Here is a 23,846-nt window from a genome sequence, read left to right as displayed (position 1 = left end):
ACATGCACAAGCTGACCCGACCGAGAGAAGCTCCAAACTGCTTGTCCCGCTATCGTCATGGTCTCAACCAATGGAATGAAGTGGCACCCGCCGAAAAAACTCAAATCTGGGAAAAGCTGGATCAGATGCAGCAAGGTCGCTGTGCCTATTGTGAAAATGGTTTGTCGATGTCCGGTGAGCACTATGCGGCGCATATTGAACATTTCCGGCAACGGGGACGTTATCCGCAGGGAACGTTTGAGTGGGCAAACCTGTTTGGCTCATGCAATCGAAAGGATAGCTGTGGCAAGCATAAGGATGAATCCGACGCTTATCCCCATGAAGACCTGATCAAACCGGATCTTGAAGACCCGGAGCATTTTTTCCTGTTTGTATCTGATGGCAGCATTGCTATTCGGCAAGGGTTATCAGCAGCAGAACAACATAGAGCGGCTGCAACCCTGCGAATTTTTAATCTGGATGTACAACACGGTGCGTTACGGCAGATGCGATCCAGTGCTGTGCAAGGTTACATACAAACCGCTGAAGAATTGGCGGCGATGTCTGCCGATTTCCCTGAGGACGAATGGCTGGAACTGCTTCAGCAAGAGCTGGCAGCAGTCGAGCATTTACCGTTTGTGACTGCGATCAAACACATTTTAAAAAGTGAGCCCTGATGACAACCCCCGTCAAATCCCCGAAAAAACTCGTCGAAGTTGCCCTGCCTCTGGATGACATCAACGCTGCCGCAGCGCGCGAAAAATCCATCCGCCACGGGCACCCTTCCACCCTGCATTTGTGGTGGGCGCGGCGTCCGCTGGCGGCGGCGCGGGCGGTGTTGTTTGCGCAGATGGTGAATGACCCCGGTTATCAGCGTGAACTGGGTTTTGGGGTCAACAAGAAGGAAGCCGAAGCCAAGCGCGAAAAGCTGTTCCAGATCATCCGCGATCTGGTGCAGTGGGAGAACACCAACAACGAGGAAGTGTTGCAGCGGGCGCGGGCTGCCATCTGGGAAAGCTGGCGCGAAACCTGCCACCTGAACCGCAACCATCCGCAGGCGGCGGAATTGTTCAACCCTGAAAAGCTGCCAGCCTTCCACGACCCGTTTGCCGGTGGTGGGGCGATTCCGCTGGAGGCGCAGCGGCTGGGGCTGGAGGCGTATGCGTCCGACCTGAATCCGGTGGCAGTGATGATCAACAAGGCGATGATTGAGATTCCGCCGAAGTTTGCCGGGCGTGCGCCGGTGGGGGCAATCCCTGCCGATGAAAAACAAACGCAAACCATGCAGGACTGGAGTGGTGCGCGGGGTTTGGCGGAAGACGTGCGCCGTTATGGGCACTGGATGCGTGAGGAAGCCTTCAAGCGCATCGGGCATTTGTACCCGCAGGTGGAAATCACCGCGGCAATGGCGCAAGAGCGCCCTGACCTCAAGCCCTACGTGGGCGACCAGCTCACCGTGATTGCGTGGCTGTGGGCGCGTACTGTCAAAAGCCCCAACCCGGCGTTTTCGCATGTGGATGTGCCGCTGGTATCCAGCTTCATCCTCTCCAGCAAGGCGGGCAAGGAAGCGTGGGTGGAACCCATCGTCGACGGCGACCAATACCGTTTTGCCATCCGCACCAGCAAACCACCCGCCAAAGCCAAAGACGGCACCAAGCTGGGGCGTGGGGCCAACTTCAACTGCCTGTTCTCCGATACGCCCATCCAGCCGAAATACATTTATTCCGAAGCCAAAGCCGGTCACATGGGGCAACGCTTGATGGCTATTGTGGCTGAAGGCAAAAAGGGGCGCGTCTACCTAGAACCGATTGCTGCCATGGAGGACGTTGCCAATTCAGCGCAGCCGACATGGAAACCGGAAGTGCTGATGCCGGAAAATCCGCGCTGGTTTTCACCGCCTGCTTACGGGATGGATGCTTACGGCGACCTCTTCACTCCCCGCCAGCTTGTTGCGCTCACCACCTTCTCGGATTTGGTGCAGGAAGCCAGAACCAAGGTCATTGCCGACTACAAAAAAGCCCACTCGCCCTCCTTTTCTTCCTCCCTCCACCCAACGGGGGGAGGGTTGGGGAGGGGGGAAACAAACCCAACATCTTGGCAACCCACTCCAGTTCCCTCCCACCTGTTGGAAGCCGCCCGCGCATTACGCAAACAGATGACCAATGCCGAACAACTGCTGTGGGAATGTCTGCGTAAAAAACAGTTGGATGGCTATCGTTTCCGTAAACAACACCCGGTTGGGGCTTATGTGCTGGATTTTTATTGTGCATCGGAACGGCTGGCGATTGAGCTGGATGGTGCTCAACATGGAACCGTGGATGGATTGGCAAAGGATGCAGAGCGTACTGCGTGGCTGGAGTCGCAGGGAATTCGTGTGCTGCGGTTTTGGAATACGGAGGTGCTGGAGGATATTGGTGGAGTGCTGGGGAAGGTTTGGGGGGTATTGGTGTCGTCGTCCCCCCTCCCCGACCCTCCCCCCGCTGGGTGGAGGGAGGAAGAGGATAAGTTGGGGATTGATGCGGGAGGAATGGGGGCTACGGCTTATGGGGATGCAGTAGCATCTTATCTATCTTTTGCTATCAATAAAATGGCTGATCGTGGCTCAACGATTTGTTCATGGGACTCATCAAGAAGTAGCACGCGCAATACTTTCGGTCGTCAAGCTATTCCAATGACGTGGGACTTTGCGGAACCTAACCCACTTTCTGAGTCCACAGGTAACTTTACAGGAGGGATTGATTGGGCTGTGAGCGTTTTAAATTCTATGCAGTCAGCAATTGCCAGCCATGCTTTGCAGCAAGATGCAGCCGCACAGAATATCAGTTCCAATAAAGTGATTTCCAGCGACCCGCCTTATTATGACAACATCGGTTATGCGGATTTGTCGGATTTCTTTTATGTTTGGATGCGTCGCTCTTTAAAAGCTATTTATCCGAATCTGTTTGCCACGATGGCAGTTCCCAAAGCAGAAGAGCTGGTAGCTACCCCTTATCGGCATGGCAGCAAGGAAAAAGCCGAAGCTTTTTTCATGGAAGGCATGACCAAAGCCATTGGCAATCTGGCAGTGCAAGCCCACCCGGCCTTTCCGGTTTCGATTTATTACGCCTTCAAACAATCTGAAACCAAGGATGACAGCACCAGCAGCACGGGCTGGGAAACGTTTCTGGAGGCAGTCATCAAAGCCGGATTTTCGATTGATGGCACTTGGCCGATGCGTACCGAACTGGGCAATCGCATGATCAGTTCCGGCACCAATGCCTTGGCGTCAAGCATTGTGTTGGTGTGCCGCAAGCGCAAGGCCGACGCCGAGACGGTTTCCCGCCGCGACTTCCAGCGCGAACTGCGCCGCGAAATGCCCGAAGCCCTTGAAGTCATGACCGGCATTACCCCCTCCACCCAGCGGGGGGAGGGTTGGGGAGGGGGGTACTCCCCCATCGCCCCGGTAGACCTCGCCCAGGCCGCCATCGGCCCCGGCATGGCGATCTTCTCCCAATACGCCGCCGTGCTCAATCAGGACGGCAGCCAGATGAGCGTCCACGACGCCCTGATCCTGATCAACCGCGAAATCACCGACTACCTCAACCCCGACAGCGGCAACTTCGACGCCGACACCCTGTTCTGCTCCAACTGGTTCGACCAGTACGGCTGGGCCACCGGCGTGTTCGGCGAAGCCGACACCCTCGCCCGCGCCAAAGGCACCAGCGTCGACGGCGTGCGTGACGCAGGCGTGATCGAATCCGGCAGCGGCAAAGTGCGCCTGCTCAAATGGGCCGAATACCCCAACGATTGGAACCCCGAAACCGACAACCGCACCCCGGTCTGGGAAGCCGCCCACCACCTGATCCGCGCCCTCAACCAACAAGGCGAAAGTGCCGCCGGAGCCTTGCTCGCACGGATGCCGGAACGCGGTGAAGCCATCCGCCAGCTCGCCTACCACCTCTACACCCTGTGCGAACGCAAGAAATGGGCGGAGGAAGCCCGCGCCTACAACGAACTGATCGGCGCATGGGGCGCGATAGTGGCAGCTTCGCACGAAACCGGGCATATTGATGAGCAGATAGGAATGGGGTTTTAAGGAGGAGTCGCCATGCACATCGTTTCCCTGAAGCTGGAGAACTTCAAGGCATTCAAAGAGGTCGAGATCACCGATATTCCAACTTACTGCGTTGTGGTGGGCGCGAATGGCACAGGCAAAAGCACCCTGTTTGACGTATTCGGTTTCCTCAAGGATTGCCTGACCTTTAATGTGCGTCAGGCATTACAGGGGCGTGGTGGTTTCAAGGAGGTCATCAGCCGAGGCTGCACCGCCAAAGACCTCATCAAATTACAAATCCAGTTTCGCCTGGACATCGCAGGCGTCAACCGCCTGGTGACCTACATACTTGAGATTGGCCAAGCAAAAGGCCGCCCGTATGTCGCCAAAGAAATCTTGCGTTACAAACGCGGGCGTTATGGGTCACCTTTTCATTTTTTGGATTTCTCCAATGGCAGCGGCTACGCGATCCGCAATGAAGAGGATTTCAAAAAGACCGATGAAGAGCTGGATCGTGAAGAGCAAAACCTTTCCCCAGATACACTAGCCATCAAAGGGCTAGGCCAGTTTGAACGCTTCAAGGCGGCCAATGCCTTCCGGCAACTACTGGAAAACTGGCATGTTTCTGACTTTCATATCAATCTGGCACGAGGCAGCAAGGATGCGCTGGGTTATGACGAACACCTCTCGGTAACTGGCGATAATTTGCAGCGCGTCGCCCGCAATATCTTCGAAAATGACCCGGAAAGATTCCAGCAAATCATTGAGGTCATGAAACACAGGGTTCCGGGCGTGAGCAATATCGAAACCATTGCCACCCAGGATGGTCGTCTGTTGCTGAGTTTCAGTGATGGCGCTTTTTCTGACCCATTCATCGACAAGTATGTGTCTGACGGCACCATCAAAATGTTTGCCTATCTGGTGTTATTATATGACCCGAATCCGCATCCCTTGTTGTGTGTGGAAGAACCTGAAAACCAGTTGTACCCAACCTTGCTGTGGGAACTGGCGGAAGAATTCCGAGCTTACGCACAACGTGGTGGACAAGTGTTTGTTTCCACCCATTCGCCGGATTTTCTGAATGCTGTGCGTCTGGACGAAGTGTTCTGGCTGGTGAAAAAGGATGGCTATACCCAAATTCATCGCGCTGCGGATAATGCGCAACTGAAAGCTTTCATGGATGAGGGCGACCAGATGGGCTATCTGTGGAAAGAAGGTTTTTTTGAGGGGGCTTCCCCTTAATGGGCACTTTGGTCTTTTTTCTGGAAGAGCCCTCCTCACGCGAGATGCTCAAGGGATTACTGCCGCGCTTGTTGCCGGAAACCATCGGCACGCAATACGTCGTCTTTGAAGGCAAACAGGATCTGGAAAAACGCCTGCCCAAACGGCTGGCCGCGTGGCAGATACCGGATTGCCGTTTTGTCGTGTTACGCGATCAGGACAGTGGCAATTGCGTGTCGATCAAACAAGGCTTGCTGCAAAAATGCCAAGATGCAGGCAAAACGGATGCACTGGTACGCATAGCCTGCCGGGAACTGGAGTCCTGGTATCTGGGCGATTTACAGGCCGTTGAACAAGCGTTAAAAGTTAATGGTTTGAGTAGCCAACAAGACAAGTCGAAATACCGCGACCCTGACAGCCTGGGCAATCCCGCCGAAGAATTGGCGAAACTGGTTCCAACTTACCAGAAAGTCTCCGGCTCACGGGTGCTTGGGCCGCATCTTGATATTGAAAACAACCGCTCGACCAGCTTCCGCTTCTTTGTCAGCGGCGTGCGCAAGCTGGTTGACAATTGGGGAAATGTTGCATGAGTCTGAAACCTTGGCGTGAAATCGCCCGCCCACACAAAGATGTTCTGGAAGGCACTTTCAAGCAGTCCGAATTCGCGGCTGATATTTCCCAGGTCGCAGCAGGGGCTGCCCCTCCGGAATATCAGGATGCCGAGAAGTTTTTCTCCCGCACCTTCATCACCGAAGGAATGCGCCTGTTGCTGCTGTCGGTAGCGCAGCGGCTGGCAGGGCAAGGCGGCGATCCGGTAATCCAGTTACAGACTGCATTCGGCGGTGGTAAAACGCATACCATGCTGGCGGTTTACCATCTGGCATCACGACAGACCAGTACCAACAAGCTGGAAGGCATTCCCCCGATTCTGGATCAGGCCGGAATTCACGACCTACCACAAGCCAGGGTCGCGGTCATCGACGGAATAAAGCTCTCCCCCAGCCAGCCACAACAGCATGGCAACATAACAGCCAATACCCTGTGGGGTGAACTGGCTTGGCAACTGCTGTGCGAAGAGGGGTATGCAATGGTTGCTGCCAGTGACGCCAGCGGCGTATCGCCGGGCAAGGAAGTCATTCGCCAGTTACTGGAGCGAGCCGCACCTTGTGTCATCCTGATGGACGAAATGGTCGCTTTCATCCGCCAACTGGAAGTCAGCAAGGAATTCAGGGCAGGCACGTTCGATAGCAATATCTCCTTCATTCAGGCGCTCACCGAAGCACTGAAAGCCGTGCCTAATGCCATCCTGCTGGCCTCCCTACCGGAATCCGATTTGGAGGTCGGCGGCAACATGGGTCAGCGCGCCCTCAATTCACTGGAAAAATACTTCGCCCGTATCGAATCGGTCTGGAAGCCGGTTGCCACCACCGAAGCCTTTGAAATCGTGCGTCGCCGCCTGTTTGAACATGCTGGGGAACGCGCCCAGGTGGAAGGTATCAGCCGCCAGTTCCACAACTTTTACCGCGCCAACAGCAGCAAATTCCCGCTCGAAACCCAGTCCAACGAGTACTTTGAACGTTTGTGCCAGTCCTACCCCATCCACCCGGAAATCTTCGATCGTTTGTATGAAGACTGGTCGACACTGGACAAATTCCAGCGCACCCGTGGCGTGCTGCAATACATGGCGATCGTGATTCACCGTCTGTGGGAAGACAATAATCAGGATGCGCTGATCATGCCCGGCTCCCTGCCGCTGGATGACAGCATCACACGCAACAAAAGCATCCACTACCTACCGCAGGGCTGGGAACCGGTGATGGAGAAGGAAGTGGATGGCGTGCGTTCCGAACCTGCATCACTGGATAGGGAGGATACCCGTTTCGGCAGTGTGCAAGCTGCCCGCCGCGCCATGCGTACCATCTTCCTTGGCAGTGCACCTGCGGTCAGCACGCAAGCAGTCAGGGGGATTCAGGCCGAACACATCCTGTTGGGCTGCGTACAGCCGGGGCAAACCATCGGAACGTTCGAGGACATTCTTAAACGGCTGCGTGATCGCTTGCATTACTTGTATTCGGATCAGGATCGCTTTTGGCTGGACACTCGCCCCAACCTGCGCCGCGAAATGGAAAGCCGCAAGCAAAACATCAACGACCGTGAAGAACTGGAACCTTTGCTAAAAGCACGGGTAAACAAGGTGTTTGGCAGCAAGCACCGTTTCAGCGGGATTCATGTATTCACACCATCAGCGGATGTGCCGGATGAATACGGCACTGGCTCGCGTCTGGTCGTATTGCCGCCTAATGCAGCTTATAGCCGGGGGGATAACAAGGCAGCTTATGCAGCCGCTTTGGAAATTCTTCAGCAGCGAGGTGAACAACCGCGTCAAAAACAGAACCGGCTGATCTTCCTGGCCGCTGATTACGATACCGTTGGCAACCTGAAGATTCAGGGACGTATGGCTCTTGCCTGGAAACGCATCGTCACCGACATTGACAGTGGCAAACTCAATCTGGACTTGTTTCAGGCCAAACTCGCCCGCAATCATGCCGAAGAAGCGGATAAAAGCCTGCTGCAACTGGTGCGTGAAACATGGAAATGGCTGCTATGCCCCACGCAGGAAATCATCAAGGGCAAACCGGAAATTACCTGGGAAGTGGTATCCGTCTCTCCCGCAGCCATGAATCTTGCCGCGGAAATCGAGCAGAAACTGCGTGAAGAAGAGTGGCTGATCACGGAATGGAGCCCGGTACACCTACGCAGCCTTCTAAATCAGTGGTATTTCAAAGATGGCATCACGGAAGTGGGTACACAAAAGGTCTGGCAAGACTGCTGCCATTACTTGTATTTACCACGACTGGCCAATGACAACGTTTTCAAGGATGCCATTAGCAGAGGCGTGGACAATGAAGATTTCTTTGGCTTCGCATCTGGCAAAGAAAACAACAAATACGTTGGCTTCGCATTCGGCAAACCGGTGTTTGTCACCCTTGATGGTAAAGAGTTGCTGGTTGAACACGCAGCCGCCATGGCTTACCGGGAAGAAACCAAACCCAAGGCAATTAAACCCACGCCCATTATTAACCATGATAATAATGAAATTGAGCCGGGTGACATCGACCCACCAGCACCCCCATCCGTTTCACTGCCCAAAACCTTCTATGGTGCTGTAACTCTTGACCCATTACGGGCAGCTTCACAGTTTTCCGACATCATGGAAGAAATTGTGCAGCAATTCACTGCCAGAACAGGGGTTAAGGTTTCCATTTCAGTCGAGATAAACGCAGATTTCTCCGATGGGTTTGACGAATCCTTCCAGCGGGTCATCAAGGAAAACTGCAATACATTAAAATTCAAGCCAGGGGAGTTTGAGAATTAACCTCTCAAGAAATTGACCCTATTCACGATTTATGTGGGTTGTGATCCCCCATTGGACACATAGGAAACAACAAAGCCGGAGACTAAATACCGCTTTGCAGGGGTTTTGTTGTCAGTGCAGTGCATCATGCCTATGATGCGCTCGCCTTCCAATCCACAAGTGAGAACTTCCGTTATGAAAAAAGTGGAAAATGCCTTCGAACACCTGCTGTTCGGCAGCCGTTGGTTGCTGGCACCCGTCTATCTGGGGCTGGTGATTGCCCTGGGGTTGTTGCTGTTCAAATTCGGCAAACAGATCTGGGGGCTGTTGGCCAACCTGCCCACCGCCACGGATGCCGCCATCATCACCGGCGTATTGTCACTGGTGGACATTTCCCTGGTCATGAACTTGCTGGTCATCATCATTTTCAGCGGCTATGAAAACTTTGTCTCCAAAATGGACGACCTGCACAACCATGAAGACCGCCCCGACTGGATGGGCCATATCGGCTTCAGTGACCTCAAGATCAAGTTGATCGGTTCCATTGTCGCCATTTCGGGGATCGAACTGCTCAAGGCTTTCATGAATGTGGACAATCTGGACGACCGCCACATGGCCTGGATGCTCGGCATACACGTCACCTTCGTGGTGTCCGGCGTGCTGTACGCGATCATGGACAGGTTGAGCCACAAGCCCCACTGAGCAGTGGCCCAGCCTGCATCCATGCGCCTTGCCCACCCGCCTACGTTGCGGGGGCGGCGGCCCGGAAGTTGGAAATGGTGAAACCAACTTCCTCGTCCGCTATCTGTTCGCTCCGGTCAATATAGATGGAGGCCGGGACGCCAGACTGCTGGTCATACGAGACATCGACCCGCGCCGCGCCATCCGTGATCGCCTGTTGGATGGTGTCAAACAGGTCATTCACGGTCAGCTTGTTGTAGTCCAAATCTTCCGGCAGCGGCTCGCCGGTATCCGCAAACGTGGCGGAAGCCACCTTGCCATCGGCAACCTCGATATTGACCGGACGGATGGCGTCACCCCGGCAGAAACAACTGCGCTGCAGTGTGAAGGAATAATCCGCCAGTGGCTGGGATTCCCATTTCTGGCGGTTGGCGTCCAGTTGGCTTTGCGCAGCCGTTTGGCCAGAATTGTTGATGGCGTCCACATCCTGCTGGGTCAGCTTCTGGCGGGAAATTTCCCCGCCGGTAAAGCCGCCAGCAATCACCAACTCATCGCCTGCACTCAACTTGCCGTCACGGTTGTTGTCCAGCACCTGATAGTTCAGCTCACCAAAAACGCCAAAACGGTTGCGGAGGGCCTGATCCTGCTGCTGGGTCAGCTCCAGTGGCTTGGGTTGGGGCTGTTTGCTTTGCGCCCACTTCTGTAGTTGGCTGATCAATTGCTGGATCAGGTTGACCATGGGTTGGGAATTGCCATTGAAGCGGCTTTGCTGACGGTTCTGAAGGGCGTTCGACGCATTATTGCCTGTGGAACCCGCCGCTGATGCCTGGATAGCGGTGCTGCCGCCAGCAGATTGGCTGCTGTTCCCAACACTTCCTTGTGTTATGCCTACCATGTCATGCTTCCTCCATGTTGGTTTGATGACAAAACCATTCTCATCCCTTGCCCAAACAACGGCTTCCCAGCTTCGGACAAACAGAAGCTTTTTCTCCCTGGAAGGCAGGGAAACCTTGCTTACCGGGCTGGAATCGAGCGTCATCTATCCCTTTTCACATACTTGAACCCCAAACCGATTTGCTTTACAACACTCAAACCCCCCAACCGACTGTACTATCCCTATAACGGAGGAATCATGGCCACCCGCGACGAACTCAAAGATCAGGCATCCGGCTGCACCGACGCAGCTTCTTGCGCAGCCCTCGCCAAACAAGCTTTGGCGGAACCCGCCGACCTTGACTATGCAAAAGAACTGCTGGAAAAAGGCGAATCCTACTGCTCATTCCCTGATCATTACGTCAGCGTCGCGGAAGGCTATGTGGCCGCAGGCGACAAGGACAAGGCCGCCGCACTGTATGAGGAAGCCGCTGGCTCCTGCTTCGACGCCAAGGAAAAGGCGCAGGTCGGCTACAGCATCGCCTTGCACCTCGGCGACAAGGACAAAGGCCGCGCCCTGCTGGAAGAAGCCATCGGCGAAACCTCCAACACCAACGAACTGCTGTCTTTCGCCGCCTACGTGCAGGAAGCCCTGCAAGACAACGCCCTGGCCAACAAGCTGTTCGGCAAGGTCACCGGCAACTGCAAGACCATCGCTGACTACCGGAAACTGGCGGCTGGCATCAAGGCTGAAGGCAATGAAAACGCCGCCCGCATGGTGTTCAAGAAAGCCGAGCCTTCCAGCAACGACACCCAGGATGTGGTCGAATACGCCACCGGCCTGAAAGACATGTTCGGCGATGACGCAGCAGTTGAAAGCGCCCTGAACGAAGCCGAGGGCGGCTGCATGTTCCCGGCGCAATTCGTGGCACTCGCAGGCGGTTTCATGAAGCTGCTGGGCAATAAGGATAAAGCCGAAGAACTGCTGGAAAACGGCAAGAACTTCGCCATGAGCGGTGAGGAAAACCTCGATCTGGCCACCGGCTACGCCAGCCTGCTGGGCGACCAGCCCACCGCCAGCGAACTTTACAACAACGCCCTGAGCGAATTCAGCACCAAAGACGACCTGCTCAAGCTGGCCAGCCAAGCGGCCGCCAATATGGATGACAAATCCATCGCAGGCAAGGCATACGACAAACTCGCCAGCAAGCTCAATACAGTTGCTGACCTATCCATGCTGGCCAAGGCCGTCAATGGGAATCTTGGCGACAAGGATAAGACTGCGGCCATTTACGCCGCCGCCGAAGCCAAGGCTGACACCGCATCCGCCTTGGTTTCCCTGGCGGGCGAAGTCAATGCCACCTTGCAGGACGCCGACAAGGCCAACGCCCTGTACAGCAAAGCGGTTGGCACCTGCAAGGTTTACACCGATAGCGTCAGCGTGCTGGATGCATTGGCGAAATCCACCCCAGACGCTGCGCTCGCCAGCGACGCCCTGCACAAGGCGCTCGACTTGGCCGAAACCAACGCCCAAGTGCTGGATGTCGCCCAACGCGCACAGAAACTCGGCAATAACAGCGTCGCCATCCAGGCGCTCGACAAAGCTGAAGCCAACGTCAGCTCACTGGATGAAATGCGCAAGCTGGCCATCGCCGCCAAGCAACTGGCCGCAGACGACGCCGAACGCAACAGCCGCATCGCCGACAAACTTGCCAAGCGTGAAGCCAGCCAGGCGCGTTACGTCGAATTCCAAAATCAGGAAAAAACGCTCACCAAGCCCAATCAGTTCATTGATCTGGCAGGCAAGGTAGCAGAAGAACTGGATGATGCCTCCTACGCTACCCAACTGCTGACCACCGCAGAGGAAAAGATGCAGGCCACCGGCAGCTTCAGCTTCGCCGCTTACCAGCCGCTGATCCTGGCTGTCGGCAATCTGGTCAAGGACAAGGCATGGCTGGCCCGCCTGCTGGATCTGGCCGCCAGCAATGCAGGCACTTTCGCGCAGGTGCGCAGCCTTGGCGAAACCGTCTGTAAACAATTGGCTGACAGCGATTTCGGCAAAACCTGGACACAGAAATTCTACGGCGACCAGCTCGCCAAGCTGGAATCCGGCAATGCCAGTGCGTTTGAGCTGAAGAAGCTTGCCAATGCAGTCAAGGAGCATCTCGGTGATGATGCCCAGGCCCAGCAAATTCTGGACAAGGCCGAAGCCAAGGCGGAAAACCATTTCCACTTTGCCTATCTGGCGGAACTGGCACAAAAATGGGGCGACAGCGCCAAAGCTGGCAGCCTGTACGACAAAGCCGCAGCCGCTTGCCAGAACAGCAGCCAGTTCAAACAGCTGGCTGATCTGATGCAAAAAGCCGGTGCAGCCAATGATGCAGTCAGCAGTGCACTAAATGCAACCAAGCAGCAGGCATCTGGAAAAGGCCATTACTGGTAAGCGCCGCTTACCTTCAACCAAAAAGCCCCGCGTTGCGGGGCTTTTTGGTTGAGGCCAAAGACATCAGGAAAGGTCGATGGCGTATTGCTTGAGGTCATCCAGCGACAGGATGCGCAGGCAATCCTGGTGGGTGGCGAGAATGGCAACACGCGGCGCGTTGCCCGCATCCAGCGCCTCCTGCCAGCGGGCGGCGCACAAACACCAGCGATCCCCTGGTTTCAAACCAGGAAAACCGTACTCAGGCAGCGGCGTCGACAGGTCATTGCCCTGTTCCTTGCTGAAAGCCAGAAATTCCGCCGTCACCACCACACATACCGTATGCGAGCCAATGTCCTGCTGGCTGGTGTTGCAACTGCCATCGCGGAAAAACCCGGTTGGCGGATGCGCCCCGCACGGCTCCAGTTCCGTACCCAATATATTCAACGGCTCCATCATTGCTGTCATGTCCCTGTGATCAACGGATAAACATAAAAGGGCGGAGCGAGTTGACCCACCCCGCCGCTCCTCTCTCCCGAATCAAAACCCTTCCCCTGCCTCACGTCGAAACAGGAGAAAGGGCGTACACTACACAACTTACAAACCCATCAGGATTGTTTGCCGTCAGCTTTGGCTCCGGCGTCTTTCTGTTTGGCCTTGTCCTTGTCGGCCTTGTTGAAAGGCTCAGGACGCGGCGTCTCATTGGTGGACGGCGGCAGTATCGGCAACTGGAATTCAGGCTGTTTGCCGGTCAATGTTTTCAGGAACGCCACGATGTCAGCGGTTTCCTCATCCGTAAACTTCTTGCCCAACTGGAGCTGGCCCATGGTGTGCACGGCGTCTTCCAGGGTTTTGGCCGCGCCGTCATGGAAATACGGGTAAGTCAGCTCCACATTGCGCAAGGTCGGCACTTTGAACTTGAAGCGGTCTTCATCCTTCTTGGTCAGGCCGCCGACGCCTTCAGCCGGATTGTCGGTCTTGTAAGGTTCCACAACGCCCATTTTCTGGAAGCTGGCACCACCGACCGCAGGGCCATTGTGGCAGGCCACGCAACCGCTTTCCTTGAACAGTTTATAACCCTTCAACTCGGTTTCACTCAGGGCGCTGTCATCGCCTTTCAACCATTTGTCGAACTTGGCATCCGGCGTCACCAGCGTATCCTCAAATGCGGCGATGGCGTCTTTTACCATGTCGATGTCAATCGCGTCCTTATTAAAGGCGCTCTTAAATTCATCCTGATATTGCGGGATGGATTTTAACACATCCAACGCCAACTCGTGTGTAAAAGCCATTTCACCCGGATTGGCGATCGGGCCACCCGCCTGTTCTTTCAAATCCTTGGCGCGGCCATCCCAGAATTGCGCCACATTCATGCTGGAATTCAACACGGTCGGGGCATTGATCGGGCCTTGCTGCCAATGGTCGCCGATGGAGGTTTGCAGGTTGTCGGTGCCGCCCATGCTCAAGTTGTGGCAGGAATTACAGGAAATAAAGCCGGATTTGGACAGGCGCGGGTCAAAGTACAGTTTCTTGCCCAGCTCCACTTTGGCTTCATCCTTAACCGTAACGGCCTCCAGCGGCTTGATCGGCTCATCCTTCACGGTGCCCGCATCAGCGGTTTTGGCTGCATCCCCTGCCGCCTCCGTTTTGGCTGGCTCCGCTTTCGCAGCATCTTCCGCCCACACCGCCGTCGCCATGCCGAGGGTGAGCAGCGAAACCATCACAACTTGCACGTTCATGAGCATCTCCTACTTTTTATGGGTAAATCGTCCAAGCAGTCATGTTAAGTCGGGACGGCAATGCAAACTTGACGCACATCAAGTATTACCGTCCATCCCGATAGGGTTTTTCGCTTATGATGATTGGTTTTTTGGGATACACAGGATGAGGCATTCCACATGCCCATGAACATGGCGGGCTGGCATGACAACACCCGTATCTGGGTAAAGCGCCGCATCCGCAGACCGCGCGTGCCTGGACAGAGGTTGCCGGGAAGGGCTACATCTGCGATTGCAGGTAGTTTTGCAGGCCAATCTTGTCAATCAGGCCCAATTGTTTTTCCAGGAAATGGGCATGGTCTTGTTCGGTGTCCTCCAGCTGCCCACGCAAGATTTCACGGGTCACATAGTCCTGCTCTTCCTCACAAATCTGGATGGCGGCTTTCAGCGCCCCCGTCACGTGGTACTCCAACGCCAGATCGTTTTTGAGCATACCAGGAACATCCGCCCCGACATTGAGCTGGTCCTGGTTGTTGAGGTCAGGCGTGCCCTCCAGGAACAGGATACGGCGGATGATGGCGTCAGCATGGCCGCGTTCTTCCATGCTCTCATGCTCATAGTGTTCGTACAGTTTGCTCAGGCCCCAGTCATCGCACATGCGTGAATGGATGAAATACTGGTCGCGCGCCGCCAGTTCACCCGCCAACAGCGTTTTTAACACATCAATAACACGGTCGTTTCCTTTCATAGTGTGCTCTCCTTAAGCATCCATCATCGATTGCAGGTAATTTTGCAGGCCTGCGTTGCTGATCGCCCATTGCTGTGATTCCAGCCAGTCAATTTGCTCTTCCTCTTCTTCGAGGATTTCCTGCAACATGTCGCGGGAAACAAAATCCTGCGCCTGTTCGCACTCGGCAATGACCTTACGCAGCTCCGCCACCACTTCACCCGCCAGACGCAGGTCATTGGCGATGATTTCCGGCACGTCTTCACCAAGGTACAGCTTGCCAAGATCTTGCAGGTTGGGCAGGCCTTCCAGGAAAAGGATGCGTTCAATCAATTCATCTGCCTGTTTCATGGCCTGGATGGAACGCTTGTATTCCTTCTCATTGAACTTGCCCAAACCCCAGTTCTTGCACATGCGGGCGTGCAGGAAATACTGGTTGATCGCCGTCAGTTGGCTGCGTAGCACCAGATTGAACGATCGGTTGATGTCGGGATTTCCTTTCATAGGTGTCTCCTGTTGTTAGGTTGGTTTTTTGATAAAAGTCATGCTATTCCTCATCCGCCAAAACGGTCAATTATCTATTTCCCTTTCACAACAATTACTTATTTAACGATTATCAGAATCATTCCCAACAAGGTGATTTCATTTGCATTGACAAATGAGAATTAATATTATTAAGTGAAACCGATCTCATTCTTACGCAAGCCATCTCTGTCTCAGCCAGCGTGACGTTTACTACGCACCGCTACCAAGGAATGCGCCATGACATATTTACACTCCATATTTCAGCCCAAAGATATGGCTTTGGCTCTGGCGGTGGACCAGGTCATCCGTCGCCGCCGCACCCGCAAGGTATTGGGCTCATTACACACACCAGCCCCTATTCCGCATGGTTTCCGCGAACATGTGGAAGAAGCCATACGGGTCGCCGGTTGGGCACCCTTCCACTACCCGGCCAACCGGATTCACCATCAGCAGGGTCTGGTCTCCTGTGTGCCGTGGCGTTTCTATGCCCTTGACCAGAACGCCTGTCTCACACTGGCGCATTGCCTGCTGGAAAAAAACACCAGCAACATCAGCGAGGACGCCACCATTATCCGCATGCTGGCCGCCGCCGGTTCGGTCGTGTTGGCGACGTGGCTGCCGGAACCCAAAACCACTGAACTGGCCCTGCACATGAACGAGGAACACCTCGCCGCTGCGGCCGCCGCTGTACAAAACCTGCTGCTGGCAAGCGAAGCGCGCGACATCCAGAGCTACTGGTCGAGCGGCGGCGTGCTGGCTTCCAGCGAGTGCTTCAAGCTGTGCGGCATTCCCGCCACCCAGAAACTGCTGGGCGCGGTTTTCATGTTCCCAGCACCGGAAGACAGTGGCATGGAAATCGTTGACGGCAAGCTGCGCAATCGCCGTGGCCCGCCGGACAGTTGGAGCGCCTGGATTTCGCTGGACAAACAGGAGACAAACGCATGAACCCATTCCGGTTTGGCATTGAACACGAAGTGGCGTTTTATCGCGCTGACGGCAGGTTCGCCGATTTCACCAACACCCGCTTTGAGGACTTCCAGCAAATCGTCGACCGCCTGCCGGAATACGCCGCCGACACCGAACATTTGCGCCAGGGCGATGCGGGCATCCGCCGCAAACGCTGGTATATCGAAGGCTACGAACGCTTCAGCGCAGATGGCGCATTGCTCACCTGCGTGCCCAAAGGCATCGAAATCCGCACCACCATCCACAACAGCATCCAGGGCGCGCTGGGCGAATTGCAGGAAAGCTACCGGCTGTTGTTGGAAACCGCCGCCGATTACGGCTACCGACCGGCTCCGGTCAGCTTCAACCCGCAGCAGACGCGCTTCACGCCTGATCCGCCGTTGAATGCGTTCGAACTGGCGCAGCAACGCAGCGAATCGCCAGAGGAACGCGACACCGCCCACATTCCCATGCTGACCTACGGGCCTGACCTGAGCCTGTCACGCCCCGGCATGAACAGTGCTGACATGGTGGACGCCGCCAGCAAGCTGACCTATTACAGCCCGTTCATCACGCCGTTCAGTTTCAGCTCACCGTTTTATGCGGGTGAAATCTGGCCGGGGCTGTCGATCCGCACCTGGAAACGCACTGGCCCACGGCCAGCGGTGCTGACCTTCCCGCCGGACAGCGCCTATCTGCTCCACTCCAACCCGACCCTGACCAAAGCCCCACGCCACCCCGCCGAAGCCGGGCGGATCGAATTCAAGGCGTTTGACTCCAGCACAGACCTCACGCTGTATGCGGCGCTATTCGCCCTGCTCAAGGGGTTGGTGCTGGATGAATCCCTGCCGGGGCGGGCGATCACGCCGGACACCCATCTGCACCAGATCGCGGCCCTCCAGGGCTTCGACAACCCATTGGTGTTCCGTTTCGCCTGGCAGGCGCTGTACGCCGCTGACAAGGCGCTGGCGGACGATCCGGATCATGAACGGCTGGAACCACTGTTTGACATGCTCCAACGTAAGCGCACACCCGCGCATGAATTGCTGGAAATGAAAGTGTCCGCTTGACACTTTAGGACTTAGGCAAAGCACTCAAGCCCTTGCCAATGCCCTTCAGCGAGAGCGGCAGTGAAACCGGCTTTTGTTTCGGCGCGGGTATAAAGCTCACCACCGCTTTGGAACCTTGCTGGAACTGCTGCTGCATTTTCTGGTCTAGGGCGAAACCGGCAAAGCAAGAATCTTTTTCACACTTCCCTTCAAACTTGATGGCAGCGTGATTATCGACTTGCAGCAACACGCCTTCCTGGAGTTGCGCCCCTTTCGGCAATTGGATCAGCACCGCCGGAAACGGTTTGCCCGGCAAATAGCCGATAGCCGTCGCCATCAACAATTGCCCCTTGCTGCTTAACGCCTGCTGGATGTAGCAAAGTTTGCTGTCACACGCCCCGCCCCAGTCGCCAAAATGCTTCCCATCAATGCTGTCAGCGGCCTGTGCCGCGCCAGCTGCCAGCAAACCACCCAACATGAGCGCTTTTAAACCCAATTGCATACTTGCCTTCCTGATATTTTCATCAAAAATAAAATGACAGTATCTCACACTCCATTATCCTGCCGATATGCATTCATACGTCAGGCAAGCAACCACCAAAGCGCTCGGCAGAATACCATCATTCATGAGGCTACCGGACGTTCCCCTCCGGACGCCAGCAAACTCAGGGAAGGGGAAAAGCGGCATCTGCCGCCCTTCCCCCGGAGAAGGGATCAGGAGAACGTATCCGACATCAGGTTGCTGAACCATTTCAGCATCTGCTCGTAGTTGTCTGAACTGATGCCAGCGGATTCAGTAACACCGTTGCCGGTTGGCAACATGCTGGCTGATGCCGGGTCATAGCGGTACACCACGGATAGCCATGAGGCCGTCCCTCTGGTGATCGGGGTAAAGCAGGCTGAGTTGGTGATCGGTGCCGGGTTCACTGCTTCTCCGCGCAGCAAATGGATAATGGCATCGGCGCATACCTTGGCTTCCGCATTGGCAATATGCCCCGCCTTTGGTTGGGAGGTGGCCGCAGCATCACCGATAACATGCACGTTGGGAACAGCGGTGGACTCATAAGTCAACATGTTCACCCCAGCCCAGCGGCCAGCAACATTCGCCAGGCCGGTAGCGGAATCCGTGATGACCCTACCGGCCTTGTGAGGCGGAATGGCATTGATGACCTTGCCGGTAAACGCGCCAGCAGTCGTGCTTACCTTCCCCCTGTCTGCGTCAATGCTGATGAGGGAGGCATTCGGCACATAGGTGATGGTGTTGCCGTGCAATTTGGGGTCAGTGAAAGCTTTGGTGAAATTGTTCACTTCCGCCTGAATGCCCGGGTTGGCGTCCAGCACAATCACCTTGCCGCCACCTTTCACCCGCTTGAGGTAGTCGGCCACCACACAGGCGCGCTCATACGGCCCTGGTGGGCAACGGTAAGGTTTTGCCGGAATCGTCAGGATGAACGTGTCTTTGCTGGTCATGGCGGCAATTTGCGCCTGCAACGATGTGGTTTGCGGCCCTGCTTTCCAGGCGTGGACCACCTTTGCCTGCGCAGCCGCCGCGCCAGACATCGGCAAAGCGTCGAACTCGACCCCCGGTGCGATAACCAGACGGTCATATGGCAGGGAATTGCCATCAGACAGCATGACCCTCTGACTGACCGGGTCAATCGCTGTCACTGACTTCGCCACCCACTTGACACCGTATTTGCTGGTCAGCGAACTGTACTGGAATGCCAGTTGGCCAAGGGTGCGTTCCCCCGTCAACACCATATTACTGAAAATGTTGGAATAATAGGCGGCATTAGGCTCGACCAACGTCACATCAACACCAGTCCCGCCCCACATGCGTAAGTATTTGGCGACTGTAGCGCCTGCCATACCACCACCGATAACCACAATACGGCCATTCGCCCCTGTATTGCCCGGCATCAGGGAGCCAACCGTTGCGCCGGTTTTGCTGCTGCTTGCCCCACTGTTGGATTTGGCATTACCGCCACCCTTGTCTTCCGCCAATAATGGGCCTGCCAAAACCATACCCAAAGCGCCGACACCAAAATGGGCCAGAAATTTTCTACGATCCATACCCAACCTCCCTGTCATTTTTGTTTGGAGAAGTAATCGGCGATCAAAGCGATTTCTTCATCGGTATAAGCCATCGCATGGACATTCATGATCTGCTTGCCTGCCGGTTTGAACTGCATTTCCAGCAACTCATTGGCAATGCTGGAACGGCTTTTGCCCGCCAGATGTTCAAGGCCGGAACCATCCGTGCCATGGCACTGGAAGCAGTTGGCGGCGAGGGTACGGCCAGGGTGGCTGAGGGTTAGGGAATTTGCCGAAGCAAGCGCGGGGAGCAGCAGTGACACGAATGCTGCCGGAATCGACATATGTTTCATTGGAAAACTCACATGGATTATTTTTTATTGCCTGCAAACTTATTGGGGTTCATTGCTCGTTTGCATCGCCCTTAATCATACATTTTATTGATATAAACAAAACATGATTGATATATGACATTTGCCGGATACCCGTCAGTTTGCAGGAAACCTGACCAGAACCATCAGCCCCTGACCGGCAGATTCAAATGACAACCGGGCGTGGTGAATATCAACAATGCGCTGCACAATGGAAAGCCCCAGCCCGCTGCCCTCCGTTTGCGTACCCAAGGCACGGTAAAAGCGTTGGGTAATTTTCGCCAGCTCATCCGCTGGCAAGCCGGAGCCATTATCCGTGACCCGCAGGCAGGCCTTGCCCTGTTCACGGAAGATGGCAACCTGCACATGCGTCCCGGCTTGGGTGTAACGCACCGCATTGTCCAGCAGGTTGCGCAACATCACCTGCAACAAGGCAGGAAAACCCCTGATTGCAAGCTTTTCGCCCTCCAACAACTCCAGCGTCACACCGGATTGCAAGGCGGCAGGGGCCATGTCAGCCATCACTTCCGCCGCCAAAACAGGCAATACGCAGGTTTGCAGGCGGGAAGCGTCCACACTTTCCAGCCGCGCCAGTGTCAGCAGTTGCGCAATCAGGTGGGTGGCGCGGTTGCAGCCCTGAATGGCGTTATCCAGCGCCCGCTGGTGTTCCCCCGCATCCTGCGCGCCTTTGGCGACCTGCAATTGCGCCTTGATGGCGGCGACTGGCGTGCGCAATTCATGCGCGGCATCGGCCGTGAAGCGGCGTTCGTTTTCAATCAGCCTGCCAATCCGCCCAAACAGGTGGTTAAGCCGCCCGACCAGGGGGGCAACTTCACCCGGCGTGGCGGCCAGGGTCAAGGGCGCCAGGTTGTCCGGGCTACGGCTGGCCACCGCCTGCGTCAGGCTAACCAGCGGGCGCAACCCGGCGGCGACCACCCACCACAGCAACCCGGCCAGCACCGGCAAGACCAACAGCAAGGGAAACAGCGCCAGGAGGGTGATTTTCTTCGCCAAGTCTTGGCGGGCATCCGACAATTCCACCCCATGGCCTTCATCTTCCTCCCGCTCATGGCCGTGATGCCGGAACACGGACTCGACCTGCTCGGAATAATGTTCCAGCATTTCATCCAGCTCATGGCGGGTTTCGAAATACATGAACGCCGCCATCCCGCACCACACCAGCGCCACCACGCCCAGCACCAGCAGCAGCAAGCGTTGCCGCAAGGACATCATTCACCTGCCTGGTCGCGGGGGATCAGGTAACCCACGCCACGGATGGTCTGTATCAACGCCGGGTACAGCTTGCGCCGCAGGTGATGGATGTGCACTTCCACCGTATTGCTTTCCACCTCCTGCCCCCAGGCGTACAGCTTGTCTTCCAGTTGGGCGCGGGACAGCACCTTGCCCACATTCAGCATCAACGCCTCCAGCACGGTGAATTCGCGCGCCGCCAGCTCCACGGTTTCCTGCTGATACATGACGCGATGGCCTGCGGGGTCCAGCTCCACCCCGCCTGCCCGCAACACCGGATTGGCAAAACCACCGGAGCGGCGGACCAACGCGCGCAGGCGGGCGTTCAGTTCGCCCATATCAAACGGTTTGACCAGGTAATCGTCCGCCCCTTGGTCCAGCCCCAGGATGCGGTCTTCCACCGTATCCCGCGCCGTCAGCACCAGCACCGGCAAGGCGGACTGGCGGCGGCGCAACCGGCTGAGGACTTCCAGCCCGGACAGGCGCGGCAGCCCCAAATCCAGCACCACGGCGGAATATGCTTCCGTCGCCAGCGCATGGTCGGCCTGCATCCCGTCACGCACCCAGTCAACCGCATGGCCGGACTGTTTCAGCCCGGCCTGAACCGCATCGCCCAGCAAGGCGTCATCTTCGACCACCAGTATCCGCACGCCTTCAAACTCCCAGCAACTGAATGCTCCAGAACACCAAAAAACCACCGAACAGCACCAAGGTGGCGACAGGTTTTTCCTCGACCGCATGCGCTTCGATCAGCAATTCTTCCGTCACCAAGTACAGCAAAGCCGCCGCACTGAAGGCCAACGCCGCCGCAATCACCGTATTCGACGCGCCGGACAGCAGGAACACACCCAGCACGGCGCATACCAGCACGGTGACGCCCAGCAGCCCGGCGATCACCACAATACGCCAGCCTCTGGTGGCTTCGGAAGTCAGCGCCAGCCCCAGGAACAGCAGTTCCACCGACAACCCCAGCGCCAGTATCGGCCCGGTTTCCCCGCCTGCGGCAAAACCTGCGCCGATAATGAAACCATCCACTGCAATGTCGATAAAGGTCGCCACCAACAAGCCCCAGTCCAATCCGCTTTTGGTCGGCTCCCCGGCCTCTTCCAGATGCGTCGTCCACAGTTTCATGGCGTACATGAACAGGCTGCCGAGGGCGAATGCGCCGATCAGGACATAGCCGGGGGCATGTTCGCGCCCGATTTCCGGCAACAGTTCCACCGCCAGCGCCGCCAGCACCACCCCGGCGGCGAAGTGCTGGATCAGGCTGCGGGTCTGGTGGCCGGGATGCCAGTACATTGCCAGCACCCCGCCCGCCAGCGCCACCAGCGCCGGGATCAACATGAGCAAAAGTTCGGACTGGTTCATGCTGAATCTTTTTCAGCCAGATTTTTATTGCCGGTCACCATTGCCCGCACCAGATTTTCACGGTGCAAACGGCTACTGACCACCACACCCAGCACATGCAGGAACACCAGCAACAAGGTCAGGTTGGCGGCAACTTCATGGGCTTCTTCCCAAAACTCTTCGCCCGCCCCCCCTTCACCTTGTGCATTGCCTTCACCCCCCTCGTCTTCATCACGGTCGGCATAAGCAGGGGAAACCAATGCAGGCACTTCCACCTGTGCCAGTGGCCCACGCCCTTCCTCCACCGCCAGCAGTTTGATGCCCGTAAACCCTGTTGCCAATACGCCCAGCAACAACAATACCACCATCCAGCCACCTGCTGGGTTATGCCCCAGATAGTGCTTGGGGTGGGTAGTTAGCAGGGAGCGCAAATACCCGACCACCGCTTGTGGTGAATAGATGAAATCACTGAAACGGGCATGTTGGGAACCAATGAACCCCCACAGGATGCGGAACAGGATCAGGCCAAACGCAATATAACCGCTAATTTCGTGCACGCCCTCCCCTTTTTCCGAGCTAAGGTAAGCAACTGCGAATGACACCACCAGCGACCAGTGAAAAATGCGTACCAGCGGATCCCATACCCGCACGGTGTTACTTTTACTTTCCATAAACATCCTCTCCGTATTAAAAGGTTAAACACTCAGATAAACCAGCAGGAACACGGCAACCACCCCCAACATCCCCAGCCCCAAAGCTGCATAACGGTGGGCAATGCCTTCGTCAGCATGGGCTGCCTTGTAACCCGTCACCATCGAACGTGGCAGGTTTTCCTTGTGCAGCACGCTGCTGGCCACGACCCCGGCAATGTGTATGAACACCACGGCCAGCATCAGGTTGGCGGCGATTTCATGCAATTCCTCGAAAATGTCCTCATCGCCAATTTCCCAATACAAACCCAGCCCACTGGCGCCGACCAGCACACCCAGCGCCAGCAGCAGGAACACCGCCACCCCGCCCGCCGGATTATGGCCGACGTAGTGTTGTGGCTGCGGGCTGAACAGGGAGCGCACATACGCCACCACCTGCTTGGGGGGATACAGGAACGAGCTGAAGCGGGCGTAGGTTGTCCCGGCAAAACCCCATACCAGCCGAAACAGCAGCAAACCGAACATCACGTAACCCAGAGCCACATGGATGTCGCGGTAACGCTCGCTTTCCGCCGTCAAATAGGCACCCGCAAACGAGGCCGCCAGCGACCAATGGAACACGCGCGTCGGCATATCCCACACCAAAACCTTCTGTAACATGGCTCCCC

General features: G+C 56.2%; 22 protein-coding genes. 9 read left to right on the top strand and 13 right to left on the bottom strand.

Annotated features, from left to right (window positions below; all coding sequences use genetic code 11):
- Positions 1-2: 2 nt before the first annotated feature.
- The 6 genes from ptuB to VSS37_RS11905 all read left to right on the top strand — a co-directional run bounded on the left by ptuB (position 3) and on the right by VSS37_RS11905 (position 9,290).
- Positions 3-656, top strand: coding sequence for a retron Ec78 anti-phage system effector HNH endonuclease PtuB (gene ptuB / locus VSS37_RS11930; protein WP_324695515.1), 654 nt, complete (start codon positions 3-5; stop codon positions 654-656).
- A complete protein-coding gene (locus VSS37_RS11925) occupies positions 656-4,054 on the top strand; it encodes a DUF8807 domain-containing protein (RefSeq protein ID WP_324695514.1) in 3,399 nt (1,132 codons plus the stop codon). Before ptuB ends, VSS37_RS11925 begins: the two co-directional genes overlap by 1 nt.
- Positions 4,055-4,066: 12 nt before the next feature.
- A complete protein-coding gene (locus tag VSS37_RS11920; protein ID WP_324695513.1) occupies positions 4,067-5,254 on the top strand; it encodes an AAA family ATPase in 1,188 nt (395 codons plus the stop codon).
- Positions 5,254-5,823 (top strand): DUF4276 family protein, encoded by a 570-nt coding sequence (locus tag VSS37_RS11915; protein ID WP_324695511.1) that lies wholly within the window; start codon positions 5,254-5,256, stop codon positions 5,821-5,823. Before VSS37_RS11920 ends, VSS37_RS11915 begins: the two co-directional genes overlap by 1 nt.
- A complete protein-coding gene (locus VSS37_RS11910; RefSeq protein ID WP_324695509.1) occupies positions 5,820-8,609 on the top strand; it encodes an ATP-binding protein in 2,790 nt (929 codons plus the stop codon). The genes VSS37_RS11915 and VSS37_RS11910 overlap by 4 nt, the downstream gene beginning before the upstream one ends.
- A 174-nt stretch (positions 8,610-8,783) precedes the next feature.
- Complete coding sequence (locus VSS37_RS11905; protein ID WP_324695506.1) at positions 8,784-9,290, top strand: TIGR00645 family protein; 507 nt, start codon at positions 8,784-8,786, stop codon at positions 9,288-9,290.
- A 40-nt stretch (positions 9,291-9,330) separates the two neighbouring features.
- On the opposite strand, the gene VSS37_RS11900 is transcribed toward VSS37_RS11905, so the two are convergent.
- Positions 9,331-10,164, bottom strand: coding sequence for a DUF6174 domain-containing protein (locus VSS37_RS11900; protein WP_324695504.1), 834 nt, complete (start codon positions 10,162-10,164; stop codon positions 9,331-9,333).
- Between the two features lie 237 nt (positions 10,165-10,401).
- On the opposite strand from VSS37_RS11900, the gene VSS37_RS11895 reads away from it, so the two are divergent.
- On the top strand, positions 10,402-12,585 hold the full coding sequence (locus VSS37_RS11895) for a hypothetical protein (RefSeq protein WP_324695502.1): 2,184 nt from the start codon (positions 10,402-10,404) through the stop codon (positions 12,583-12,585).
- A gap of 63 nt (positions 12,586-12,648) precedes the next feature.
- Here VSS37_RS11895 and VSS37_RS11890 read toward each other — a convergent pair whose 3' ends face one another.
- The 4 genes from VSS37_RS11890 to bfr (VSS37_RS11875) all read right to left on the bottom strand — a co-directional run bounded on the left by VSS37_RS11890 (position 12,649) and on the right by bfr (VSS37_RS11875) (position 15,510).
- The gene (locus VSS37_RS11890) at positions 12,649-13,020 is read right to left on the bottom strand and encodes a DUF2237 family protein (RefSeq protein ID WP_324695757.1); all 372 of its coding nucleotides are present in this window, start codon (positions 13,018-13,020) and stop codon (positions 12,649-12,651) included.
- A 149-nt stretch (positions 13,021-13,169) separates the two neighbouring features.
- On the bottom strand, positions 13,170-14,300 hold the full coding sequence (locus tag VSS37_RS11885; RefSeq protein WP_324695500.1) for a cytochrome-c peroxidase: 1,131 nt from the start codon (positions 14,298-14,300) through the stop codon (positions 13,170-13,172).
- A gap of 259 nt (positions 14,301-14,559) precedes the next feature.
- Positions 14,560-15,027: a bacterioferritin gene (bfr, locus tag VSS37_RS11880; RefSeq protein ID WP_324695498.1), complete on the bottom strand. Its 468-nt coding sequence runs from the start codon at positions 15,025-15,027 to the stop codon at positions 14,560-14,562.
- Positions 15,028-15,039: 12 nt separating this feature from the next.
- Positions 15,040-15,510 carry a bacterioferritin gene (gene bfr / locus VSS37_RS11875; protein WP_324695496.1) on the bottom strand — a complete coding sequence of 157 codons (471 nt, stop codon included), beginning with the start codon at positions 15,508-15,510 and terminating at the stop codon, positions 15,040-15,042.
- Positions 15,511-15,768: 258 nt separating this feature from the next.
- On the opposite strand from bfr (VSS37_RS11875), the gene VSS37_RS11870 reads away from it, so the two are divergent.
- On the top strand, positions 15,769-16,476 hold the full coding sequence (locus tag VSS37_RS11870) for a nitroreductase family protein (RefSeq protein ID WP_324695494.1): 708 nt from the start codon (positions 15,769-15,771) through the stop codon (positions 16,474-16,476).
- Positions 16,473-17,546, top strand: a complete 1,074-nt coding sequence (locus VSS37_RS11865) for a glutamate--cysteine ligase family protein (protein WP_324695492.1) — start codon at positions 16,473-16,475, stop codon at positions 17,544-17,546. Before VSS37_RS11870 ends, VSS37_RS11865 begins: the two co-directional genes overlap by 4 nt.
- Positions 17,547-17,550: 4 nt before the next feature.
- On the opposite strand, the gene VSS37_RS11860 is transcribed toward VSS37_RS11865, so the two are convergent.
- The 8 genes from VSS37_RS11860 to VSS37_RS11825 form a co-directional block, all read right to left on the bottom strand.
- A complete protein-coding gene (locus VSS37_RS11860; protein WP_324695489.1) occupies positions 17,551-18,027 on the bottom strand; it encodes an invasion associated locus B family protein in 477 nt (158 codons plus the stop codon).
- 212 nt (positions 18,028-18,239) lie between these two features.
- Complete coding sequence (locus VSS37_RS11855) at positions 18,240-19,598, bottom strand: NAD(P)/FAD-dependent oxidoreductase (RefSeq protein WP_324695487.1); 1,359 nt, start codon at positions 19,596-19,598, stop codon at positions 18,240-18,242.
- Between the two features lie 14 nt (positions 19,599-19,612).
- Complete coding sequence (locus VSS37_RS11850; protein WP_324695485.1) at positions 19,613-19,912, bottom strand: c-type cytochrome; 300 nt, start codon at positions 19,910-19,912, stop codon at positions 19,613-19,615.
- Between the two features lie 135 nt (positions 19,913-20,047).
- The gene (locus VSS37_RS11845) at positions 20,048-21,163 is read right to left on the bottom strand and encodes an ATP-binding protein (RefSeq protein WP_324695483.1); all 1,116 of its coding nucleotides are present in this window, start codon (positions 21,161-21,163) and stop codon (positions 20,048-20,050) included.
- The gene (locus VSS37_RS11840) at positions 21,160-21,831 is read right to left on the bottom strand and encodes a response regulator (RefSeq protein ID WP_324695482.1); all 672 of its coding nucleotides are present in this window, start codon (positions 21,829-21,831) and stop codon (positions 21,160-21,162) included. The genes VSS37_RS11845 and VSS37_RS11840 overlap by 4 nt, the downstream gene beginning before the upstream one ends.
- 4 nt (positions 21,832-21,835) lie before the next feature.
- The gene (locus VSS37_RS11835) at positions 21,836-22,549 is read right to left on the bottom strand and encodes a ZIP family metal transporter (protein WP_324695480.1); all 714 of its coding nucleotides are present in this window, start codon (positions 22,547-22,549) and stop codon (positions 21,836-21,838) included.
- Positions 22,546-23,199: a cytochrome b/b6 domain-containing protein gene (locus VSS37_RS11830; protein ID WP_324695478.1), complete on the bottom strand. Its 654-nt coding sequence runs from the start codon at positions 23,197-23,199 to the stop codon at positions 22,546-22,548. Before VSS37_RS11830 ends, VSS37_RS11835 begins: the two co-directional genes overlap by 4 nt.
- 24 nt (positions 23,200-23,223) lie before the next feature.
- Positions 23,224-23,838: a cytochrome b/b6 domain-containing protein gene (locus tag VSS37_RS11825; protein WP_324695476.1), complete on the bottom strand. Its 615-nt coding sequence runs from the start codon at positions 23,836-23,838 to the stop codon at positions 23,224-23,226.
- Between the last annotated feature and the right edge of the window lie 8 nt (positions 23,839-23,846).

The organism is Candidatus Thiothrix phosphatis, assembly GCF_035668035.1.
Classification (GTDB): Bacteria; Pseudomonadota; Gammaproteobacteria; order Thiotrichales; family Thiotrichaceae; genus Thiothrix; species Thiothrix phosphatis.
The sequence above is the reverse complement of the archived record's forward strand: the minus strand, read 5'-3'. Positions and strand labels throughout refer to the sequence as shown.